Annotated in this window: 16 protein-coding genes; 13 read left to right on the forward strand and 3 right to left on the reverse strand. The window is 71.4% G+C overall.

Annotated features, from left to right (window positions below; genetic code table 11):
• The first annotated feature begins 87 nt into the window (after window positions 1-87).
• The 11 genes from ACFWEJ_RS18750 to ACFWEJ_RS18800 all read left to right on the forward strand — a co-directional run bounded on the left by ACFWEJ_RS18750 (window position 88) and on the right by ACFWEJ_RS18800 (window position 9,969).
• A complete protein-coding gene (locus ACFWEJ_RS18750; protein WP_377230705.1) occupies window positions 88-984 on the forward strand; it encodes an endo alpha-1,4 polygalactosaminidase in 897 nt (298 codons plus the stop codon).
• A gap of 124 nt (window positions 985-1,108) precedes the next feature.
• Window positions 1,109-1,684: a hypothetical protein gene (locus ACFWEJ_RS18755; protein WP_377230706.1), complete on the forward strand. Its 576-nt coding sequence runs from the start codon at window positions 1,109-1,111 to the stop codon at window positions 1,682-1,684.
• 62 nt (window positions 1,685-1,746) lie between these two features.
• On the forward strand, window positions 1,747-2,523 hold the full coding sequence (locus ACFWEJ_RS18760) for a FadR/GntR family transcriptional regulator (protein ID WP_377230707.1): 777 nt from the start codon (window positions 1,747-1,749) through the stop codon (window positions 2,521-2,523).
• Window positions 2,524-2,582: 59 nt separating this feature from the next.
• Window positions 2,583-3,005, forward strand: coding sequence for a sigma factor-like helix-turn-helix DNA-binding protein (locus ACFWEJ_RS18765; RefSeq protein WP_377230708.1), 423 nt, complete (start codon window positions 2,583-2,585; stop codon window positions 3,003-3,005).
• Window positions 2,998-3,831, forward strand: coding sequence for a zeta toxin family protein (locus ACFWEJ_RS18770; RefSeq protein WP_377230709.1), 834 nt, complete (start codon window positions 2,998-3,000; stop codon window positions 3,829-3,831). Before ACFWEJ_RS18765 ends, ACFWEJ_RS18770 begins: the two co-directional genes overlap by 8 nt.
• Before the next feature lie 229 nt (window positions 3,832-4,060).
• Window positions 4,061-5,380: an extracellular solute-binding protein gene (locus ACFWEJ_RS18775; protein WP_377230710.1), complete on the forward strand. Its 1,320-nt coding sequence runs from the start codon at window positions 4,061-4,063 to the stop codon at window positions 5,378-5,380.
• Window positions 5,380-6,342, forward strand: coding sequence for a carbohydrate ABC transporter permease (locus ACFWEJ_RS18780; RefSeq protein WP_377230711.1), 963 nt, complete (start codon window positions 5,380-5,382; stop codon window positions 6,340-6,342). The genes ACFWEJ_RS18775 and ACFWEJ_RS18780 overlap by 1 nt, the downstream gene beginning before the upstream one ends.
• On the forward strand, window positions 6,339-7,154 hold the full coding sequence (locus ACFWEJ_RS18785; RefSeq protein ID WP_377230712.1) for a carbohydrate ABC transporter permease: 816 nt from the start codon (window positions 6,339-6,341) through the stop codon (window positions 7,152-7,154). The genes ACFWEJ_RS18780 and ACFWEJ_RS18785 overlap by 4 nt, the downstream gene beginning before the upstream one ends.
• Window positions 7,155-7,214: 60 nt before the next feature.
• The gene (manD, locus tag ACFWEJ_RS18790) at window positions 7,215-8,429 is read left to right on the forward strand and encodes a D-mannonate dehydratase ManD (RefSeq protein ID WP_377230713.1); all 1,215 of its coding nucleotides are present in this window, start codon (window positions 7,215-7,217) and stop codon (window positions 8,427-8,429) included.
• Between the two features lie 96 nt (window positions 8,430-8,525).
• Entirely contained in the window at window positions 8,526-9,107 is a 582-nt protein-coding gene (sigK, locus tag ACFWEJ_RS18795) for an ECF RNA polymerase sigma factor SigK (protein ID WP_377230714.1), read from the forward strand.
• Window positions 9,100-9,969: an anti-sigma factor domain-containing protein gene (locus ACFWEJ_RS18800; RefSeq protein ID WP_377230715.1), complete on the forward strand. Its 870-nt coding sequence runs from the start codon at window positions 9,100-9,102 to the stop codon at window positions 9,967-9,969. Before sigK ends, ACFWEJ_RS18800 begins: the two co-directional genes overlap by 8 nt.
• A 93-nt stretch (window positions 9,970-10,062) precedes the next feature.
• On the opposite strand, the gene ACFWEJ_RS18805 is transcribed toward ACFWEJ_RS18800, so the two are convergent.
• Window positions 10,063-10,746: a fasciclin domain-containing protein gene (locus ACFWEJ_RS18805; RefSeq protein ID WP_377230716.1), complete on the reverse strand. Its 684-nt coding sequence runs from the start codon at window positions 10,744-10,746 to the stop codon at window positions 10,063-10,065.
• A gap of 163 nt (window positions 10,747-10,909) precedes the next feature.
• Between ACFWEJ_RS18805 and ACFWEJ_RS18810 the strand changes: the two genes are divergently transcribed.
• Window positions 10,910-12,730 carry a cytochrome c biogenesis protein CcdA gene (locus tag ACFWEJ_RS18810; protein WP_377230717.1) on the forward strand — a complete coding sequence of 607 codons (1,821 nt, stop codon included), beginning with the start codon at window positions 10,910-10,912 and terminating at the stop codon, window positions 12,728-12,730.
• A gap of 64 nt (window positions 12,731-12,794) precedes the next feature.
• Here the strand turns inward: ACFWEJ_RS18810 and ACFWEJ_RS18815 are convergent, their stop codons facing one another.
• A complete protein-coding gene (locus tag ACFWEJ_RS18815) occupies window positions 12,795-13,193 on the reverse strand; it encodes a PaaI family thioesterase (RefSeq protein WP_377230718.1) in 399 nt (132 codons plus the stop codon).
• A gap of 83 nt (window positions 13,194-13,276) precedes the next feature.
• On the opposite strand from ACFWEJ_RS18815, the gene ACFWEJ_RS18820 reads away from it, so the two are divergent.
• On the forward strand, window positions 13,277-13,849 hold the full coding sequence (locus ACFWEJ_RS18820) for a TetR/AcrR family transcriptional regulator (RefSeq protein ID WP_377230719.1): 573 nt from the start codon (window positions 13,277-13,279) through the stop codon (window positions 13,847-13,849).
• Window positions 13,850-13,856: 7 nt separating this feature from the next.
• Here ACFWEJ_RS18820 and ACFWEJ_RS18825 read toward each other — a convergent pair whose 3' ends face one another.
• A complete protein-coding gene (locus tag ACFWEJ_RS18825; protein WP_377230720.1) occupies window positions 13,857-14,969 on the reverse strand; it encodes a DNA alkylation repair protein in 1,113 nt (370 codons plus the stop codon).
• Between the last annotated feature and the right edge of the window lie 49 nt (window positions 14,970-15,018).

The following is a 15,018-nucleotide window of genomic DNA, read 5'->3' on the forward strand; positions in this document are numbered from 1 at the left end:
CAAGAAACCCGGGCCTCAAAGGGGAGGGGCGGACGGCGGCATGCCGGCCAACCCTCGCCCTGCCGCCGCGCTCGTTACGATCGCCGGATGCCGCAGCTGATCGTCGCCGTCCTCGTCGCCCTCGTGCTCACGGCCTGCGGGGGCAGCCCGGCGGCCGGCCCGGAGGCCGGCTCCAGCAGCGCTCCGGCCTCGGACGACGCCGGCGCGGGCGCCGGTACCGACGCCGGAACCGGCGACGCCGCGGTGACCCTTCCGCCGACGACGGGCCGGTTCGACTACCAGCTCGGCACCGCGTACGAGCCGGACGGCGGCCTCGACGTCGTCGTGCGGGACGCCACCGCCGATCCCGCGGACGGCGCCTACGGGATCTGCTACGTCAACGGCTTCCAGACCCAGCCCGACCAGGCCGACCTCTGGCTCGGTGACAACGAGGACCTGCTGCTCCACGACGCGGCGGGGGAGCTCGTCGTGGACCCGGACTGGCCCGACGAGTACGTCCTGGACCCGTCGACCGACGACAAGCGCGGCCGCATCCTCGACCTGCTCGGCCCCGTGATCACGGGCTGCGCCGACGCGGGCTTCGCCGGCGTCGAGATCGACAACCTCGACACCTGGACGCGGTTCACCGAACCGGGCACCGGCCTGATCGAGAAGGACGCCGCCCTGGCCCTGGCCGGCGCGTACATCGACCTCGCGCACGAGGCAGGCCTCGCCATCGGACAGAAGAACGCCGCCGAGGCGACGACGGTGGGGCGCGACCTCGGGTTCGACTTCGCCGTCACCGAGGAGTGCGCCGCGTACGCCGAGTGCGGCGCCTACACCGGCGTCTACGGGCAGAACGTGCTGCAGATCGAGTACACCGACAACCTCCCGGACGGGTTCGACGCCGTCTGCGCCGACCCGGACCGTGCCCCGCTGGCGATCCTGCGCGACCGCGACCTGGTGGGCCCCGACGACGAGGCCTACGCGTACGAGCAGTGCTGAGCCCGGCGCTGGGCGTGCGGCGCAAAGTGGCTGTTGCCGGACACAACGGTCAGGCCTGAGACTGGGGTGCTACGTCGAGCACGTCTGACTGACCGGTACCGACCGCAGCGACGCAGGGGGCGCGATGGAGCAGTTCACGGCGGAACAGGTCGACGTCTTTCTGCTGGTCGTCCTCGGGATCTGCGTGTTCATCCTGAACGACATGGATGACCCCGGGGGCTTCGAGTTCACCGCCTTGCTGATCGGGTTCTTTGCCTTCGGCGTGCTGGCAGTCCCGTTCGTCGGCCAGCTCTTCGACGGCGGAGTCGAAGAGACGCCGCTCAACTGGATCAAGCTGTTCGTGATCATCGGGGTCGTGATTTGGTTCGTGATCAAGGTCGCGGACGACGACACGTCGTCGAGCTCGTCCGGCAGCGGCGCCTCCTCGCCGTCGTCCTCGTCGGACTCCGGGCTGGTGACCAGGGACGGCGTCCGCGTCGAGGTCGGCAACGGCGTCTGGTCCCAGAACCACCGGCCGTGGTCGATCACGTCCGTCGAGTCGGGGTGGGTCCATCTCGACTACGACTGGGACGGCTCCGAGCAGGAGCCGACCATGATCGCCGTCGAGGACTTCGACCGGTACTACTACAAGCACCACCCGAGCGGTCCGATGAGCTGCGCGACGGCCGGGTGCCGCCATCGGCCCTGGGGAGAGCGGTAGCCGGCGCCGCCTCGCTGCGCCGTCGGGCCCGGGCCGGACCCGCCGGTGCTTATCCTCGACGCATGACATCCCCCCTCGTGCCGCCGCTGGATCCCCGTGACGCGGGGACGACCGGTCGCAGGGGCCTGCTCACCGAGCACATCGCGCGTCAGCTCGAGCAGCAGATCCGCACGGGGGCGTGGGCCGTGGGTTCCAAGCTGCCGTCCGAGCGCGAGCTCGCGGTGCAGTTCGGGGCGAGCCGGAACGTGATCCGCGAGGTGCTGCGCCGCCTGGAGGCCACGGACCTGATCGAGGTGGCGCCGGGCCGCGGGTCGTTCGTCACCGAGCAGTCGTCGGCGCACGCGCGGGGCTACGACGCCCTCTACCGCACCGAGCGCCCGACGGTCCGGCAGCTCATCGAGGCCCGGATCCCGCTCGAGGTCGAGATCGCCGGGCTGGCGACGGAGCGGGCCACGGACGAGCAGGTCGACGCCATCGTGCAGGCGCTGGACCGCGTGGAGTCGGCCGGCGACGTCGTCGACAAGGCGCGCGAGGACCTCCGGTTCCACGACACCATCGCCGCCGCCTGCGGCAACCCGGTGCTGCGCATCATGCTGTCGTCGATCGGCGGCATGATGTTCGAGATGATGCTGCGCTCCAACTCCGACCCGCGGATCGGGGAGCCGGGCGTGCCGCACCACCCCGAGATCGTCGAGGCGATCCAGGCGCGCGACGTCGCGCTCGCCCGGGAGCGGATGCGCGAGCACCTCGCGCTCGGCCTGCGCACCTACGGCCCGGACCTCGACGTCGGCCTGGACCTGATGGCGTCCCGCCACATCGAGACCCTGCTGGAGCGGTAGGCCCGTCCCAGCTTGATTCACATTGAATCACCGCCTAGCCTGGTTGGCGGGAGGTCACCATGTCGAATCACGTCGCTGCAGTCGGCGAGTCGGATCTGAAGTTGGCCTATGTGCATGCGCGCCTGGCCGAGATCGAGCGGACCCGACGGGTGTTCCTGGCGGCCGAAGGCGGCATGCCGCAGCGGGACATCGCCCGGGCCGTTCACCTGTCCCAGGCGAGTGTCCATCGCCTTGTCGCCAGGGCGAAGGCGCTGGGGGTCGGCGAGTCGGTCGAGGAGATCGTGCTGCAGCGGTACGTCGGCAAGATCTCGACCGAGCAGATGCTTGCGCGCCTCCGTGCGACCGAGGCTTGGGTGCCGCGCCGGGTCGACCCCGTCGACGGTGTGCTGCCGGGCTCGTCCGAGGAGGACGTCGAGGCGCTGCTCGACGGCGGGTTTCTGACCGAGTCCGAGGTGGATCAGATCCTCGATGCGCATGGGTGAGCCGCGCGACGAGGTGCATGCCGCGGCTCTGACGGTGATCTCGGGCGAGATGCCGCTGGATGCGGTGCTCACATCGGCGGGCCGCCGTCGGCTCGTCCGGGATGCCCGCGACTGGTACCTCGACGCCCACGCCGGGAACGTGACGAGAGGCGGGACCTGCGTCGTCGTCACCGCCGGACCGCCCGGTGCGGGAAAGAGCTCGACGTTGTCGGCCGCGGTGGAGGACGTTCGCTCGCGGTTGGTGATCGATGCCGACGTCGCCAAGGAGTTCATCGCTCGCTGGTGCGTGGTCGACGGTGTGTATGACGTCGCGCTCTCCCAGGTGCTTCCTGATGGCCGGGACGTCATGCCGCTGGATCTGTCACCGTTGCTGCAGACGTTGTCGACCGAGGTGTGCAATGCCGTGCGCCGCAACGCTCTGGAGAGTGGGCTCGACATCGTGGTCGAGAGCACGATGTCGACGCCCGCCTACGCGGAGCGCTTGCTCCTGTCGCTCGCCAAGGCTGATTGCCGGCGGCTGAGTATCGTGTCGGTCGAGACGGACCGAGACACCGCGCACGAGCGTGCCCGCGCTCGGTGGTGGGCGGGGCGCCTCGACGATCACGAGCTCGGCGGCCGGCTGGTGTCACCGGGGGCGATCGACGCGGCCTTCGGAAGTGGCGAGGTCAGTTCGTGCCGGGCCAACGCCCGCGAACTCGTGCGCATCATCCGGCGCGGCGACAGCACGCTCGATGCAGTCACTCTGATGGAGTACGACGACGGCATCCTCACCGCTGTCGATGCGGACCCGCCCACGTCGGTCGACAGGGCTGCCTCGATCATCTGAGCGGCACGACGAGGGCGTCGTCGACCAAACCTGCGCCGCTCCCTAAACCCCACCAGCACCTTTGAACCCACCCTCGGCACCGTGCTACGGTCCAACTGGTCCTACCAGTTGGACCACTGACGCTCCTTCCCTCGTTGAGTGCTGGATATCTGCGCGATCTCAGCGCCTGGGGACGCAAATACCCAGCACTCAACGGGCTTGGGCACACATGGAGGTGTGACGTTTCGTCATGACGTATCTACTCAGACCGCGGGTGGCGCGGGGGTTCGAGCTGAGCCGGCGGTCGTTCGGCGTGCTCGCCGCCGCGTCCGTGCTGGCCGCCTGCTCGGGCAGCCCGCGGACGGCTAGCCCGGACGCCCCGCTGCGGGTGCTCGCGATCAACCACGTCTGGACGCAGGCGATCAGCCGCTACCTCCCCGAGTTCGAGGAGCGGATCGGCCGCCGGGTGTCGCTGCGGATGCTCACCGCCGACCAGCTCACCTCCAGCTTCAACGTCAAGCTCAGCGCGTCGGCCACCGACATCGACGTCATGACGATCCGGCCGCTGCAGGACCAGATGATGTTCGCGCGCAACGGCTGGATCGCCGACCTCACCGACCGGGTCGAGGGCGACGCCGACTACCGCTGGACCGACTTCCAGGACGCCCCGCGCGAGCGGTCGATCACCGCGGGCGCCGCGGTCAGCGTCCCCGTCGTGACCGAGCGTCCCGCGCTGTACTACCGCAAGGACCTGCTCGAGGAGTTCGGCGGGGCGCCGAAGACCCTCGACGACATGCTCGACATCGCCCTGGAGACCCAGCGGCGCGACGAGGGCTTCTTCGGGTTCGTCGGCCGTGGCCAGCGGGCCGGCGCCGTCACCCAGTGGTCGAGCTTCCTCTACTCGTTCGGCGGCGACTTCACGGTCGACGGCCGGTCGGGCATCGGCGCGCCCGAGGCGGTCGCCGCCTACGAGTTCTACGGGCGCCTGCTGCACGACGCCGGACCGCCCGGGGCCACCAACATGAGCCTCGAACAGGCGATGCCGATCTTCGCGCAGGGCAAGGCCGCGATGTACGTCGACGCCGACGCGATCTACAGCAACTTCCTGGACACCTCGATCTCCACCGTCACCGACACCGTGGGCTTCGCACCCTTCCCCGCGGGTCAGGCGGGTTCCGTGCCGCACAACATCCCGTCGTGGAGCCTGGCGATCAATGAGTTCTCGCTGCTGCGGGACGACTCGTGGGAGTTTCTCCGCTGGGCCTCCAGCCCCGAGATGGTCGCCCGCCTGCAGTCCGAGGGCATCCCGGGCGCGCGCCAGTCCGTCTGGGACGACCCGGCGACACTCGCGTCCTTCCCCGCCGACCTCGCCGAGGCCATGCGGATCAACGCAGCCAACGGCGTGGGGCACGACCGTCCCGAGGTGATGCAGGTGGGCCGCGCCCGCGACATCGTCGGCCGCCCGCTGGTCTCCGGCATCGTCGGCGAGGACGTCGCGTCCGTGGCCGCCGACGCGGACGCCGAGTTCAACGACTTCCTCGTCCGCGACAACCGTCAGCAGGAGTTCTGATGACGACGACCACCGCCCCCACCGCCGTCGGCCCCAAGAACAGCACGCGCCGCACCCCGCCGTCGGGCAAGCCGTTCGTGACCTTCGAGCAGGCCAACCGCCGCCTCAAGTGGGCGCTCCTCGCGCCCGCGCTGGGCTTCGTCGGCCTGATGATCGCGTTCCCGCTGGTCTTCACGATCAACCTCAGCCTCACGGACGCGTTCGGCGCCGTGAACGCCGGCAGCTCCTACGTGGGCCTGCAGAACTTCGCCGACGCCCTGACGGACACGCGCCGGTTCTGGCCGGCCGTCGGCCGCACGGTCACGTTCACGCTCGGCGCCGTCGTGCTGGAGACCGTGCTCGGGCTGGCCCTGGCGATGCTCATGCGCAAGGCGTTCCGCGGCATGGAGATCGTGCGCACCATCCTGATGGTGCCGCTGCTGGCCACCCCGGTCGCGATCGGCATCCTGTGGATGCTCATCCTCGACCCGACCAACGGCATCGCCAACCATCTGCTCGGGTTCGTGGGCATCCCGCCGCAGGAGTTCCTGGGCTCGGTGTCGCAGTCGCTGCCCACCCTGATGCTCATCGACGTGTGGCAGTGGACCCCGATGATGACCGTGCTGCTGCTGGCCGGCCTGACCACGCTGCCCGAGGAGCCGGAGGAGGCCGCCCGGGTCGACGGCGCCAACGCGTGGCAGCGGTTCGTGCACATCATCCTGCCGATGCTCCGCACCACGATCCTGACGGCGCTGGTGCTCCGGGGCGTCGACGCCCTGAAGACGTTCGACCTGATCTACGCGACCAAGGGTCCCGGCGGCGGGTCGGACTTCGAGGCCGAGACGCTCAACGTCTACGCCTACGGGCTCACCTTCGACTACCAGGAGTACGGCCTCGCCTCCGCGGTGCTGGTCCTGTTCACGCTGTTCATCGTCGCGGTCGTGGTCGTGCTGCGGCGCCGCACCGAGAGGAGCGCTTCGTGAGCGCCACCACCACCTTCCGCGTCCTGCGCGGCGTGCTGATCACCGTCGTCAGCGCGGTGATCGCGCTGCCGATCATCTGGATGATCGCCGCCGCCTTCAAGACCAACGTGCAGGTCACCGACCCGACGGTCGGCCTGGTCTTCTCGCCCACCTGGGACAACTTCCGGAACGTCCTGGCCGACGGCGCCCTGGCGCACTCGCTGCTCAACTCGCTGGTCATCGGCGTGGTCTCGACGGCGCTCAGCGTGGTCATCGCCGTGCCGGCGGCCTGGGCGGTGGGCCGGTTCCGGATGCGCCGCACCGGCTCGACGGTCCTCGTGGCCCGGATCATCCCGGCCATCTCGCTGCTCGTGCCCTGGTACTACATGTTCGCGCAGCTCGGCCTGGTGGGCAGCCACCTGGTGCTGATCCTGAGCCACATGTTCGTCTCGGTGCCGCTGATCCTGTGGATCATGATCGGCTTCTTCGAGGGCCTGCCGGTCGAGCTGGAGGACGCCGCGCGGACCGACGGCCTGTCCGCCTTCGGGGCGTTCCTGCGGATCGCGCTGCCGCTCGCGGCGCCCGGCACGGCGTCCGCCGCGGTGCTGGCGTTCATCTTCAGCTGGAACAACTTCATCTTCGCGCTGATCCTCGCGGACGAGCGGACGATGACGATGCCCGTGCTGCTGTTCAACTTCATGTCCTACGCCAGCACCGACTGGGGCGGGCTCATGGCGGCTGCGACCCTCATGACCGTGCCCGTCCTGCTGGCCGCGATCTTCGGGCAGCGTTTCCTCGTGGCCGGGCTCACCGCCGGCGCCACCAAGGGCTGACCCTGCCCAGGGCTGACGCCCGCACTCCTGCTTCCCCCACCACCGACAGAAGGTTTCCGCATGAAGATCGTCGACGCGAAGGTCGTCGTCACGTCGCCCGGCCGCAACTTCGTCACGCTCCAGATCACCACGGACGACGGGGTGACCGGGCTGGGCGACGCCACCCTGAACGGCCGCGAGCTGGCCGTCGTCAGCTACCTGCGCGACCACGTCGCGCCGCTGCTGATCGGCCGCGACCCGCACCGCATCGAGGACACCTGGCAGTACCTCTACCGGGGCGCCTACTGGCGCCGCGGCCCGGTGACCATGGCGGCGATCGCCGCCGTCGACGTCGCCCTGTGGGACATCAAGGCGAAGGTCGCCGGCCTGCCGCTGTACCAGCTTCTGGGCGGAGCCAGCCGCGACCGGATCCGCGCCTACGGGCACGCGAACGGCTCCAGCCTGCCCGAGATCTTCGACTCGGTGCGGGCGCTGCAGGAGCGCGGCTACCAGAGCATCCGCATCCAGAGCGGCGTGCCGGGCCTGAAGTCCGTCTACGGCGTCCACACGGCGACGTCGGACGACGGCTCCGCGCCCGACGTGCTCGCGCGGCCGGCCGTCGAGGACTGGGACACCGCCGCCTACCTGCGGTACATCCCGAAGGTCTTCGAGGCCGTGCGCAACGAGTTCGGCCCGGACCTGCCGCTGCTGCACGACGCGCACCACCGGCTGTCCCCGATCGAGGCCGCCCGCCTCGGCAAGGACCTGGAGCCGTACGACCTGTTCTGGCTGGAGGACTGCACGCCCGCCGAGGACCAGGAGGCGCTGCGCCTGGTGCGGCAGCACACGACCACGCCGCTGGCGATCGGCGAGGTGTTCAACACCGTCTTCGACTACCAGACGCTGATCGACGACCGCCTCATCGACTACGTGCGCTCCGCCGTCACGCACTTCGGCGGCGTCAGCCCCATGAAGAAGCTGTTCGACTACGCGGGTCAGCGCGGGATCAAGAGCGCGATCCACGGCCCCGAGGACATCTCGCCGGTCGGCATGGCCGCCGCGATCCACCTCGACCTGGCGATCCACAACTTCGGCATCCAGGAGTACTCGGGCCACACCGACCTGACGAACGAGGTCTTCCGGCACGCGTACACGTTCGAGGACGGCCACCTGCACCCGGGCGAGGCCCCCGGCATCGGCGTCGAGCTGGACGAGGAGCTCGCGGCCGCCCACCCGTACGAGCCCGGCTACCTGCCGGTCAACCGGCTCCAGGACGGGTCCGTCCACGACTGGTGACGCGGATCACCCCCGCGTCGTCCCATCCATAAGCGCCACCGCGCCGAACCACCGGTGCAGACACGATCGGAGGCCGTTGTGGGGCAGACTGGTTCGGTGGCCTCACCACCTGTCCGGACCTCGTCACGGGACACCGTCGACGCACTGCTCACGGCGTGCGCCGGGGGCGACCCGGCGTCGTTCACGCCCGTGTACGACGCGCTGGGGCCGGTAGCCTACGGCGCGTCGCTCGGCGTCCTGCGCGACCCCGACCATGCGGCAGAGGTGACCCAGGAGGTGATGGTGGAGGTGTGGCAGACGGCTTCGCGGTTCGACGCCGCACGCGGCTCCGCCCGCACCTGGGTCGCCACGCTGGCCCGCCGGCGCGCGGTCGACCGCGTGCGGTCGGAGCAGGCGCACCGGGACCGCGACCAGCGGGACACGGACCTGCGCACCAACGAGTCCGAGCGGGACGTGGTGGTCGAGGACGTCGAACGGCGCCTCGAGGGGTCCGCCGTGCGCCGCTGCATCGAGGGGCTCACCCCGACCCAGCGCGAGGCGGTGGTGGTCGCGTACTACGGCGGCCTGACCTATCGCGAGGTCGCCGAGAAGCTCGACAAGGCCCTGCCGACCGTCAAGAGCAGGATCCGCGACGGCCTCAACCGGCTCCGGGACTGCCTGGAGGTGGGACGTGGCTGACGAGACGACCGGTACCGGTGCCGACGGCGTGGCCGGCGACGTCCGGGACCTGATCCCCGGGTACGCCCTGGACGCGCTGGACGACGCCGACCGGGAGGCGGTCGAGCGGCTGCTCGCGTCGGATGCCGACGCGCGTCGTGCGCTCGACGAGTACCGCGACGTCGTCGCCGCGTTCGTGGTCGAGGCCGAACCGCCCGCCGCGCTGCGCGCCGGGGTGCTCGCCCAGGTGGCAGGCACGCCGCAGGTCCCGGGCCCGACGGCGGAGGCACCTTCTGCTCCGGCCGCCTCGCCCGCCGCCGCTCCCGCCGCGCCGCCGTCCGACCCGGCGTCCGGGCCGGGCCCCGTGGTTGCCACGGCCGGCACGACCCCGTCGTCGGGCAGCGGCGGCGACGTCGTGGACCTCGCCGCCCGCCGCCGTCGTCGGCGCTGGGGCACGGCGGTGGCCGCGGTCGCCGCGGCGGTCGCCATCGCCGTCCCGACCACGATCGCCGTGCAGGTGACCGCCGAGCGCGACCGCCTGCGCGAGCAGGCGCAGGTGGTCTCGGAGATGCTGGCCGACCCGGACAGCTCGGTGCTGCGGGCCTCCGTCGAGGGTGGCGGCGAGGCGTCCGTGCTGGTCTCCGGCGACGACATGTTCTTCCACGCCGAGGGGCTCCCGGCTCCCGAGCAGGGCAAGGCCTACCAGCTCTGGGTGGTGGAGGGTGACGGCAGCGTCTCCTCGGCGGGCCTGCTCGCCCTGCGGGGCGACCAGGCGACCGCGCTCGTCCAGGGTGAGCACGGCGTGGGCATGGCGGTGTCGGTCGAGCCGGCGTCGGGTTCCGAGGAGCCCACGACGGCACCGATCGTCGTGCTGGGGGCCTGACCCGGCCCGTCCCGAGCGATCCGGTCCGCACCCGCGGACACGAGAGAAGCCCCGTCCGGCCGGACGGGGCTTCTCTCGGTCATCGCTGGAGGATCACATCGGGGGCATCAGCACCCCGTCGATGAGGTAGACGGTCGCGTTCTGGGTCATGACGCCACCGCAGATCACGTTCGCGTCGTTCACCTTGAGGTCGTCGCCGCTGCCGGTGACCTCGAGGGTGTCGCCCTCGACGGTCTTCTGCTCGCCGACCACCTGGTCGGGCGTGAGCTGGCCGGGCACCACGTGGTACGTGAGGATCGCGGTCAGCAGGTCGCTGTCCGTGGACAGCGTGTCCATCGTCTCGGCGTCGATCGACTTGAAGGCGTCGTCCACCGGGGCGAAGACGGTGAACTCGTCACCGTTGAGGGTGTCGACGAGGTCCACGTCGGGGTTGACCTTGCCGCTCACGGCCGAGACAAGGGTCGTCAGCAGCGGGTTGTTGGAGGCGGCCACGGCCACCGGGTCGGTGGACATGCCGGTCACCGAGCCGGGGCCGTCCGGCACCTCCTCGGCGTACGCGGCACAGCCGGGGCCCACGAGGTTCGCGGCGGGGTCGACCGCGGCGTCGTCCTCGGCGGGGGTCTCCTCGGTCATCGAGTCGGTGGCCTCCTCGGACGCCGAGGTGTCCTCCGATCCGGTTTCCCCGCCCGACGAGTCCATGCTGCAGGCCGAGAGGCCGAGCATGGCCAGCGTGGCGATACCGGCGACGGCGTAGGACGTGCGGGTTCGAGCGTTCATCGGTCTCTCCTCGGTGTGGCGTCACCCCGCGTCTCACGGGGCGTCTTGACCGGGGTTCGGAGCCGTCGGCTCCCCGGATGGGGGTCGGTGCACATCAGTTTTCCGCGGCGTCCGACGTCCGGTCCGTACCCATCCGGAACGGGCCGCGCGCCGAACCCGGCACATGGGAACCCTCATCGTCATCGGCCTCCTCGGGGGCCTGATCACCGGAATCTCGCCGTGCATCCTCCCGATGCTGCCGGCCGTCTTCTTCGCGGGCGGCGTGCAGGGTGCGCGGAACCGGACAGGCGGTGGGGCGCGCCAGGGGAAGGCCCCCGACGCCGAGGGTGGCGGGGGCGGCGTCGCCACCGCGACGCCGGACACCGCCGTCCGCACCCGGTCGTCCCTGCGCCCCTACATCGTGATCGCGGGCCTGGTCCTGAGCTTCAGCTTCTTCACGCTGCTCGGCTCCCTGCTGCTGTCCGTGCTCGGGCTGCCGCAGGACCTGCTGCGCTGGGCGGGGATCACGCTGCTGGTCCTCCTGGGCATCGGCATGATCGTGCCCCGGTTCGAGATGATCCTGGAGCGGCCGTTCCAGCGCATCGCCGCCTTCGGGGCCAAGCGGGGCGCGGCCCGGCAGGACCGGGGCGCCTTCATCCTCGGTCTCGGCCTCGGCGTGCTCTACGTGCCGTGCGCCGGACCGGTGCTCGCGGCGATCACGGTCGCCGGCGCCACGGGCAACATCGGGGTCGAGACGGTGGCGCTGACGGTGTCGTTCGCCGTCGGCGCCGCGCTCCCGCTGCTCCTGTTCGCCCTGGCCGGACGCCGGATCGCCGAGCGGGTGCAGGCCTTCCAGCGGCACACCAAGGCCATCCGCACCGGCGGTGGCATCGTCGTCATCCTGCTGGCCATCGCGCTGGCCTTCAACGTGCCCGCGGCGATCCAGCGGCTGCTGCCGGACTACACGGGCGCGCTCCAGCAGCGCATCGACTCCTCCGAGACGGTGCGTGAGGCGCTCGACCTCGGCGGACTGGTGACCGACGAGAACCGCGAGCTGTCCAACTGCTCGAACGGCGCGCCCGTCCTGGAGGACTGCGGCACGGCGCCGGAGATCCGCGGCATCGACAAGTGGCTGAACACGCCGGACGGAGAGGCGCTCCAGCTCGAGGCGATGCGCGGCCAGGTGGTGCTCATCGACTTCTGGACCTACTCGTGCATCAACTGCCAGCGGTCCATCCCGCACATCAGCGCCTGGTACGACAAGTACGCCGACGTCGGCAAGGGCTTCGAGGTGATCGGCGTGCACACGCCGGAGTTCGCCTTCGAGCGCGAGACGCGCAACGTGATCGCGGGCGCCAAGGACCTCGGCGTGACCTACCCGATCGCCCAGGACAACTCGTACGCGACCTGGACGGCGTACCGGAACCGGTACTGGCCCGCCCAGTACCTCATCGACGCCGACGGCACCGTGCGGCACATCCGCCTGGGCGAGGGCGGGTACCAGCGCACCGAGAACCTGATCCGCGAGCTGCTCGCCGACGCGAACCCCGGAGTCGAGCTGCCCGGCGCGACCACGGTGCGGGACGCGACCCCGCTCGACCAGATCACGCCCGAGACGTACTTCTCGATCAAGCGCGTCATCAACTACTCGGGCGAGCCGCGGTACGCGGCGGGCCGCAAGGAGTTCACGCTCGCGGACGACCAGAAGCAGGACACGTTCTCGCTCGGCGGCACGTGGGACGTCGACTTCCAGGGCGCGGAGGCGGTGTCCGACGACGCCCGCGTGCGCCTCGCGTACCGCTCGACCGACGTCTTCGTGGTGCTCGGCGGCGAGGGGACCGTCGAGGCGACGGTCACGGCCGACGGCAAGGAGCAGACGCGCGACATCGACGTCTCCGGGAACCCGCGGCTCTACCCGGTCCTGGAGGGGGACGAGCCGTCCGAGGGCCTCGTCGACCTGAAGGTGCCGGCCGGCGTGCAGGTCTTCACGATGACGTTCGGCTGACCGGGCCGTCGTGACCGTCTTGCCGGACCGGGAGAGCGCAGGGGGCTCGCCCGGTCCGGTGCCGTCACGACGGGTGGACCAGGCGCACCGTCTGGAGCACGTGCACGCACAGCTCGCCGGTCTCGTCGGTCACCCGGACCTCGACGAGCACCTGGCGGCTGCTCGCCCGGACGGGCACGGCCGTGGCTGTGGCCTGGCCCTGCACGGGGCGCAGGAAGTGGGTGGTCGAGTCGACGGTCGCGGGCAGGGCGCCGGGCCCACCGTTCGCGGCGGCGCAGACGGCGGCGGTGCCGTCCGCCAGCCCCATCAGCGCCCCGCCGTGCAGGCCGCCGCCGACCGTCGACAGCGGCTGCGAGTACGGCAGGCGCGCGACGACGGCCTCCGGCGTGATCCGGTCGAGCTCGACGCCGAGCGTCCTGACGAACGGTGCAGCCGCGTAGACCTCGTCCGCGGTCAGTGTCATGGGGCGGTTCCTCTCGGCGCACGGTTGTAGAGATTTCTCTCTAGAGACCGGACTCTAACGACGTGCTGCAGTACCGTCAACGCATGGCCCGGCCCACCCACGACACCTCGACGATCCTTGACGCCGCGGGCCGGATCCTCGGCGAGGGCGGGCCGGCGAAGGTCACCATGGCGGCGGTCATCCGCGAGGCGGGCGTGCCCAGCGGGTCGCTCTACTATCGGTTCCCCGACCGCCCGGCCCTGCTCGCGGCCCTGTGGAACGGCGCGATCGAGAGCTACCACCGGGACGCGTACCCGCTGTTCGAGGGGGACCCGGTCGACGCCGCTGCCGCGCTCGCCGCGTACACCGTGCGGTGGTGCCAGGCCGAGCCCGCCCACGCGCACGCGCTCCTCGCGGGCCGCGCGCGGTTCGAGGCCGACGCCTGGCCTGAGGCGGCCCGCGACACGGAGGCGACGGAGAGCGCGCGCTGGAACGACGCGATCCGCGGCCTGACCCGGCGGGTCCGCGCCCAGACCTCGGTCTCGACCACCGAGCTGCTCCTGGTCGTCGTCGACCTGCCCTACGCCGCGGTGCGGCGGTACCTGAGCGCCGGCCGGCCGATCCCGGCGGACCTCGCGGACGTGGTCGCGGGGATCGTCCGGACGTCGCTGCGCTGAGCGGCGCTCAGTCGTTCGACGGCGCCTCGAGCTCGAACTCCGCCAGGTCGGTCGCGACCCCGTTGACCTGGAGCGTCACCGCGTGCGGGCCCGGGTAGTAGCGGCGCGTGGTGATCGGCCGGAACGAGTGCTCGCGGCTGAGCTCGACCTGCTCGCCCGGGGCGAGCGTGCGGGTCGTCAGCTTGAAGGTCTTGGTCGTCCGCGCCCCGTTGGCCTTCTGGTGATGAACCACGTAGTCGATGGCCAGCCGCGCCTCCTCGGCCCCGACGTTGCGCACCGCGGCGGTGAACCGGACCGCGCCGCCGAAAGGCACGCGGGCGGCGTCGAGCAGCGGACCGTCGATCTCCAGCGTCGCGGGGCCGAACCCCAGCAGCGCGAGGGCGCCCGGGTCCCCGCGCTTGACCAGCGTGCGGAGCGCGTGCCGCACGAGGGCCGGCGTCGTGGGCGCAGGGTCCGCGAGCCAGCGGCCCGCCGTCGCGACCACGAGCTCCGGGTGGTCGCGGCTGAGGTCGTTGAGATGGTTGGCCACCGAACGGCGCACATACTCGCTCTCGTCCCGGTACAGGGCGTCGAGCACCGGAACCGTGACCCCGGGACGGGCCAGGATCTCCGGCACCCGGACCGACCAGGGCAGGTACGGGCGGGTGCCCTCGCTGGCCAGGCGGCGCACGTCGACGTCGTCCGACCCGGCCCAGGCCGTGGCCGTGGCGAGGGCGCGGTCCAGGTCGTGCCGCAGCAGGGTGCGGACGGCGAACTCCGCGGTCAGGCGGCCGGTGAGGTCGGCCAGGATCGCCATCGCGTCGTCGAAGGCCGCGTCCGTGCCGTCCTCCACGGCCCGAGCCGCGACGGCGCTCGTGACCGGCCAGATCAGCCAGCCCTCGAACGGCTCCGCGCCGTCGCTCGCGGTGCGCACCACCGCCGCGAGGTCCGCGTAGGTGCCCGGCAGGTCGGTGAGCAGCGCGTCCCGCAGGAGGTCCGCCCGCTCGCGCAGCGAGAGGTCGGCGAGCCGGCCCGCGGTCGCCGACAGCTCCCGCAGCGTGGCGTCCGGGACGGCCGCCCGGACCGCGCGGGTCAGGGTCGCGGCGGTGGTGTCGCTGATGAGCTCGTCGGCGAACGGCATGGGGCTCCTTGCTCGGGATGTGTCAGACGCTCAGGTCACCATGGTGACC

The sequence above is a fragment of the Promicromonospora sp. NPDC060204 genome, assembly GCF_042728455.1.
Classification (GTDB): Bacteria; Actinomycetota; Actinomycetes; order Actinomycetales; family Cellulomonadaceae; genus Promicromonospora.

Excerpts from the sequence above, each read along its gene's own strand:
- ACFWEJ_RS18750 (WP_377230705.1), top strand. The coding sequence starts at position 88 with ATGCCGCAGCTGATCGTCGCCGTCCTCGTCGCCCTCGTGCTCACGGCC.
- ACFWEJ_RS18755 (WP_377230706.1), top strand. The coding sequence starts at position 1,109 with ATGGAGCAGTTCACGGCGGAACAGGTCGACGTCTTTCTGCTGGTCGTC.
- ACFWEJ_RS18760 (WP_377230707.1), top strand. The coding sequence starts at position 1,747 with ATGACATCCCCCCTCGTGCCGCCGCTGGATCCCCGTGACGCGGGGACG.
- ACFWEJ_RS18765 (WP_377230708.1), top strand. The coding sequence starts at position 2,583 with ATGTCGAATCACGTCGCTGCAGTCGGCGAGTCGGATCTGAAGTTGGCC.
- ACFWEJ_RS18770 (WP_377230709.1), top strand. The coding sequence starts at position 2,998 with ATGGGTGAGCCGCGCGACGAGGTGCATGCCGCGGCTCTGACGGTGATC.
- ACFWEJ_RS18775 (WP_377230710.1), top strand. The coding sequence starts at position 4,061 with ATGACGTATCTACTCAGACCGCGGGTGGCGCGGGGGTTCGAGCTGAGC.
- ACFWEJ_RS18780 (WP_377230711.1), top strand. The coding sequence starts at position 5,380 with ATGACGACGACCACCGCCCCCACCGCCGTCGGCCCCAAGAACAGCACG.
- manD (WP_377230713.1), top strand. The coding sequence starts at position 7,215 with ATGAAGATCGTCGACGCGAAGGTCGTCGTCACGTCGCCCGGCCGCAAC.
- ACFWEJ_RS18805 (WP_377230716.1), bottom strand. The coding sequence starts at position 10,746 with ATGAACGCTCGAACCCGCACGTCCTACGCCGTCGCCGGTATCGCCACG.
- ACFWEJ_RS18810 (WP_377230717.1), top strand. The coding sequence starts at position 10,910 with ATGGGAACCCTCATCGTCATCGGCCTCCTCGGGGGCCTGATCACCGGA.
- ACFWEJ_RS18815 (WP_377230718.1), bottom strand. The coding sequence starts at position 13,193 with ATGACACTGACCGCGGACGAGGTCTACGCGGCTGCACCGTTCGTCAGG.
- ACFWEJ_RS18820 (WP_377230719.1), top strand. The coding sequence starts at position 13,277 with ATGGCCCGGCCCACCCACGACACCTCGACGATCCTTGACGCCGCGGGC.
- ACFWEJ_RS18825 (WP_377230720.1), bottom strand. The coding sequence starts at position 14,969 with ATGCCGTTCGCCGACGAGCTCATCAGCGACACCACCGCCGCGACCCTG.